This window comes from Bacillus cereus group sp. BceL291, assembly GCF_051776705.1.
Lineage (GTDB): Bacteria > Bacillota > Bacilli > Bacillales > Bacillaceae_G > Bacillus_A > Bacillus_A cereus.
Genome location: NZ_JBPWAP010000162.1, coordinates 1 through 4713 on the forward strand (window position 1 = coordinate 1; position 4713 = coordinate 4713).

The window sequence follows — 4713 nt, forward strand, 5'->3', positions numbered from 1 at the left end:
CAACCATCCACCTTGCGGTAGCAGTTACATAAGGCGAAGTGTTACCAGCACTTCGTCTTTATTAGTTTATGCAAAAACTATCTTTATAATACTTCTACACATATTATAACACCAACTATAGTACCTGTCATGTATATTCATCCACTATAGCTAGTTAAATAAAACAAAATACTTTTAGTTCGAAATCAATTTCGTTCCTGTTTCAAAATACTTTGCGGGAGCATAACTCTTCCCATTCCGATCCTGAAATTCGCTTCCAATGTATAGCGATACAATCATTGCGACAACCCCCATAATAATCGCACGTCTAACACGTTGTTTTTTCTTTTTATCCACTCTAATTTCCCCTTTCTATGAAAAAAAGGCACATCCCATTAAGGGATGTGCCTTTGGTTTATCCATTCAGCTACTAGTTTATGATGGATATATTATTGTGTCGATTCATCAAATTATACTATATTTTATTTTTATTTCCCAGTCTTCATGTAATACCAATCAGTCAATTTATGAAGTAGTTCTTCTTTCCCTACCCAGTTCCATCCTACTCCACTTCCTCCAGGGAATGGATCATCAGGAAATACTCTTCTTTTTATGAAATCATCGTACGCAACACCCTTAATCTCTACTTGCTCAGTTAAACATAAACTCATTTCATTGATACCTGCTGGAGCTGTTTCTACATTAAAAGTGTATACACCATCTTTTGTCTTCAATGGTGAATACCATTTTTGGCCACCATCAATAATTTTCTCTTGTCCATCCCAATATAAAGACTTAGTTGGTCTTTTACTATCAAAAACATGTCCTGTTGCTTCAGATAAATACATATTTTTAGGTAGGAACTTCGCTGTATTATCTTTAAGTTCTTTCTTCTCTAAATCTTGAGTAGCCTTTAATCCTTCGTCTGCAAATGGATATTGTGCCTTAGCAGCAGCAAATACACCAGGGTAATTTGCATTCCAGTCATTTTTATATTTTCCGTTTACTTCATACGAAAATCCATAACCAGAATGTAGCTTAGAAGGAGCTAAATTATCAATACTCCCTGTCAAAGTTTCATAATACATTTCCCCAGTTATATCTTCTTTTGATACACGTTCACTTACTGTTTCTACTACACCTTTTACACTCGTTACACCACACATTGCCTTTTCTTTTGAAGGCTCATAGATTGCTGTTTTAATAGGATTATTTTTGTATGTAGTTTCCTCGATGTCTATACGGTTACCAGCAGGGTTAATTTCCGCTTGAATTGTTCCTTTACCTTTATGTTGCCAGTCAAGATTCAGGGTTTTCTTTTCTCCCTCAGTTAATCTTACCTTTTGTAAAGCTACTTGTTGTCCGTTATGTTTTAACACAACTACTGTTTCAGGATTCGTATATTTTTCTTCTAATACATCTAACTTTTTAATTTTATTCTTCTCTTTTTCTAACTTCTGTCTTGCATTATCTAGCTTACTTGCCGCACTATCTAGTTTATTTTCTTCCCAAGAGCAGTCTCTATCATAATAGTGATCCTTTCCCTCGGCATCTACTTCATGAATTGGATTACGGCGACAATAACTTAGACTAGATTGAGCGCTATCTCTCTCCGATTCAGAGCTATTTACTTCTTGTTGAGACTTATTAATATTGTTGTTTACCTTTGCTCTATATTGGTCACGTTCCGGTTTAAAATTATCACGTGATACATCTATTCTTGTTTTTATATTCTTTCCTTCTCTTGCTGTTTCTCCTTCAATTCGGTCAGCAGAGAAATCGATTTTATATTTAAAATCATCGTCATCACCTGGATCTGGATTAGGTGTTACTTCTGTACCACAGTTACCATTTATGGTGAAATCAACAGTTTTCTCATTTGATTCCCTTTGAACAGCATCAATGACTTTAATTTTCGCAGTATATCGGCCACACATTTGTGGCTGCCACTTTAGTTCTTCTGACTTAAATTGCCCTGCATCACCTTCATTTGGTTTTTGATTATCTTTTTGCGGAGTTGAACGCAGATAATTTTCTTGATGATACACGGTTTCGCCATCTTTTGTAATATCTAACATCCATTTAACTCGGTTCCGTTCACCTGCAGCTGCTTGATATGGATTTACTGTTGTGCCATTTGGATCCCGATCATTATATCCTTTATTTTTACTTACATATTCGAATCCGTTAAATGTAAATTTCACAGGTACATCTTTTTTTCCACTCGTAGCCTTAAAATCTTTTATTTCAGGTTTACTTGTGCGTACATACCACAAGTTATACCTATTTACACCATTTACACTACCAGCCCCTGCGTATCCTCCAGAAAGATAGGCAATATCCCTAATCCAATAGAAATGTCCATAAGATTCAAAGGAATCTTGATTTGTAATCTTATGTGGAATTAAATATTTTAAAACAAACTGAGAGTTACCCCAATATTTATCCGTAATTATGCTATTTGTAATTCTCTCCACTTCAGTTACCATTCTATCTCCTACTACAACTGAAGGGTTAATGTAGCCGTCATTTGATATACGCACATAAGGCTCTGACTGGTCTTCATTATGGATAAGGTTTTCCCTTGGATTCCCCCAATTAAAAGAACCATTATAAACAGCAGGAAAATGTATATCAGCTTTATATTCGAACTCTTTTGGCTTATATCTACTTCCAGACCTAAGTAGTTTTCCCTTTAATTGTAATTCGTCTGATGCTAAAATCGTAGTTTCATTTCCATTATAAAATGGTACATCACTATTTCCTGCACTTGCTACTGACGGTAATAACAAAATTAAAGAAGTACAGGTTAATAATATTTTTTTTCTCAGTTTCATAAAATCCCTCCTTTAAACATAAAAAAGGACACACCTGTACCTTGGGAGGTACGTAAGGTGTGTCCTTTACGTAAATAAATCAAATTTATTTATTTATTATTATATTACATATATTAATATATCAAATGAAGCATTTAATTGCAATGATATTATACACGTACTTGAACGTACATCATGTGGTCAGCTGTAGAATGCCCTACACGGATCTTATATTTTCCTTTTTCATAGTTATTTATTTCTTGAGCATCTACAGTTTCTTGAATTTCTTTATCTAGAACTAAATCAGAATTTAACATCGTAGTCCACTTTTTAGCTAATTCAATAGTTGCTTCGTTATTATCTAAGAAAATAATTTTAAAATCATTCTCACTAGTAGCATTAACATAGACTTGTGCCCCAATTGTACCTTCTGGTAAATACATGTTTTTATCAATTATTCTAATAGTTCCATTTAAATCTGCATACTTAAGGTTAGTGCCATATTTAGCATTCACACTCTTGATAAGATTTTGCGCTTCTGTAGAAATGGATTTTTGAGCAATCGGGTTTTTCATAGCGTTTGGATTATACGTAACTTCTTCTGTAACTAAACCTTTATCTAAACTTGATGGTAAATTTGTATCTGGTTTTTCTTCAGGTTTTGTTTCAGGTTTTGGATCTGGCTTCACTTCTGGTTTTTCTTCTGGTTTAGGATCTGGCTTCACTTCTGGTTTTTCTTCTGGTTTTGGGTCTGGCTTCACTTCTGGTTTTTCTTCTGGTTTTGGGTCTGGCTTCACTTCTGGTTTTTCTTCTGGTTTTGGATCTGGTTTCACTTCTGGTTTTGTTTCTTTTTCTACTGCATTAATAGAGTTATATAAGAATTGGCTATATTGTTCACGGGTTACATGTGTATATGGTGAATACATATTACCTCCTGTACCAATAGTAACGCCATTTTCTTCTAATGCGCTAATTGCTTTTAATGCCCATGAGTTTTTATCAATGTCAGTAAACGATGTTGTCTTAGTAGCTTTGAATTTGAAAGCATTTGTAAGCACTTGTGCCATTTGTTCACGAGTTAAAATATCATCTGGACCATACTTCCCATCACCAAATCCATTGACAAGTCCTGCTTTAGCAAGTGCTAAGATTTCTTTTTCAAACAAATGTCCTTTAATATCAGTAAACGGATTTTTGAAACTAGCATTTGCATCTGCTGGTTTAACGTACATATAGATCATACGAGCAACTTGCCCACGAGTTACATTGTCACCAAAGCCAAAGATATTATTTCCGTACCCTTGCACTACTTTACGGTTTGTTAAATCATAAATTGCTTTCGTAGACCAGTGATTTGCTGGAACATCATTGAATTTTAATGAGTCTGTGTTATCAGCAGCTTTCGCTGTAAATGCTCCTGCTCCTAATAAAGATGTTCCCATAATTGTTAATGCTGTTGCTGTTTTTAAAAATTTGTTTGCCATTGTTTGTTCCTCCAAATATATTAGTTTTTTCATAGATTCTTTTATTGTACCTAAATTAAACATAAAATCCAGATACTTTAACATATAAATTAATTAATTAGCGTTTTTTTATAACCGCCGTTCTATATGGAAAATATTACCATATAAAAATAGGCTTGTAAAGTATTTTTATATATTTATTTTTAAATATATTTTTCTAGCAAAAAAACTATACTTTTCAGCATAGTTTTTTATAGTGAAAATCTTAGAATTTTTATCATTTAAAATACACTTGTCCCATTCCATCTTTACTCGCCCATATCGGAGCCTTTATACCATCTACCCCAATCAGCTTAAATATGAAGAAATGGTGTTCTGCTTTCACCTTAAAAGAAAGGGATTGATTATGATCGATGCGTCCCTTTGTATACTCATACTTCCATCCATCCATCTTT

The 4713-nt window shown here is 33.8% G+C and carries 4 protein-coding genes; all 4 read right to left on the bottom strand.

What is annotated here, in order from left to right; translation table 11 throughout:
- Positions 1–174: 174 nt before the first annotated feature.
- Positions 175–336, bottom strand: coding sequence for a hypothetical protein (locus tag ACS2CR_RS33460; RefSeq protein WP_000358420.1), 162 nt, complete (start codon positions 334–336; stop codon positions 175–177).
- 131 nt (positions 337–467) lie between these two features.
- Positions 468–2816 (bottom strand): hypothetical protein, encoded by a 2349-nt coding sequence (locus ACS2CR_RS33465; RefSeq protein ID WP_000776679.1) that lies wholly within the window; start codon positions 2814–2816, stop codon positions 468–470.
- A gap of 149 nt (positions 2817–2965) precedes the next feature.
- Entirely contained in the window at positions 2966–4342 is a 1377-nt protein-coding gene (locus ACS2CR_RS33470; protein WP_081003170.1) for an S-layer homology domain-containing protein, read from the bottom strand.
- Positions 4343–4535: 193 nt separating this feature from the next.
- A partial coding sequence (locus tag ACS2CR_RS33475; RefSeq protein WP_438906148.1) for a DUF4320 family protein occupies positions 4536–4713 on the bottom strand: 178 nt, incomplete at its 5' end.

Bases quoted from the DNA above. Each gene is read 5' to 3' on its own strand.
- ACS2CR_RS33465 (WP_000776679.1), bottom strand. From the start codon at position 2,816: ATGAAACTGAGAAAAAAAATATTATTAACCTGTACTTCTTTAATTTTG.
- ACS2CR_RS33470 (WP_081003170.1), bottom strand. From the start codon at position 4,342: ATGTTTAATTTAGGTACAATAAAAGAATCTATGAAAAAACTAATATAT.